The organism is Vibrio sp. D173a (assembly GCF_030248475.1).
This window is the reverse complement of the sequence record NZ_JAHGAH010000783.1, coordinates 1-1,177: the sequence shown is the minus strand read 5'-3', so window position 1 is coordinate 1,177 and position 1,177 is coordinate 1. Positions and strand designations below refer to the sequence as shown.

The 1,177-nt window shown below is 46.7% G+C and carries 1 protein-coding gene; it reads right to left on the bottom strand.

Annotation, left to right across the window (positions count from 1 at the left end; translation table 11 throughout):
- Nucleotides 1-246: 246 nt before the first annotated feature.
- A partial coding sequence (locus KIV40_RS29255; protein ID WP_285352737.1) for a M3 family metallopeptidase occupies nt 247-1,177 on the bottom strand: 931 nt, incomplete at its 5' end.

Below are 1,177 nucleotides of genomic sequence, written 5' to 3'. Positions count from 1 at the left end.
ACTTTAGCGACCAGATCAGATCTGAACAAGTACAGATACGTTGCGCCGTACCGTCCCTTTTTAGCTTGATGGTTATGACGAGTCGAACCTAACTCGAACTCGGTTTTTACTCTGCTATCTCGCCTCCCATTGCGGTCATTGCAAATAGATAAGTGATTAAAAAGCCGCTCTAGTTTTAGGTTAAACCCTACTAGAGCGGCATTTTTGTGTGATGCTCAGCGAATGCAATGGCTGAGCATTCATTGATTAAGCGTGGTATTTGTCGGCGATATAGCCTTCAAACGCTTCTAACATGAGATCGTCTGACTCTTGGTTATTCGCGATCTCAAATGCGCCATCAACAATACTGATCTGAGCATTGAGACTACTCGCTGATGCTCTTTCACGTGTCGAAAGTGCCGCAATTTTATCTTGCTCGATTTGCCAAGCTTGAGCGCTGGTAAGATTACACGCGTCGGCTAAGTATTTCGCATTGAAGCCTTCACCAGTCAGACGCTCAATGGTGTTGTTGTGATTAACACGGTTTCCATCATGCGAGTAATGCTTGGCAAGCAACGGTCCAATCTCTGGGTTATCCGTTAGGTAGCCAAACTTTTCAGTAAAGTAAGCACGCGTTTGATAAACCGCCATGTGCGCCAGTAAGTAGCCTTGGTAAGCACAGGCTGCTTCATCAGAAAGTAGGTGAGGGATCGCCATCAGTGGACGAGGGCTAGACTCTAACCCCAAGATTTCTAGCTCAGTACGACGAGCAAGCTGAGTGATGTTGTCAGGCGTCAACTCTTCATCAGTTAGTTGGTAAAGCGCACGTTCGAAGTAAGGCACCACTAGGATGCAACGCTCTTGGTATGCCTTAAATGGCTGCTTGCTGTCGATCATCGCTTTGATCAGAGAGTCAGGAACAGGCTCGCCTTTCGCATTCAATGCATATTGCTTAAGCCAGTCGGCGTCGTCCAATAGGCTGTCACAGAACATGGATTGAGTTTCTGCATAAGCCATAGACGTTGGTGAAAACTCTTGTGAGAAGCAAGGGGCATTCATTTTGACATTGGCGAAATGCGCTGCGTGGCCACCCTCATGGAAAAGGGTATTGATACCATCAAAACCACTGCCAATTTGATCTGGCTTTGCGTTACTGGTGAAATTGACTTGCGCAGGAACCCATTGGTTTTGGTCGTAA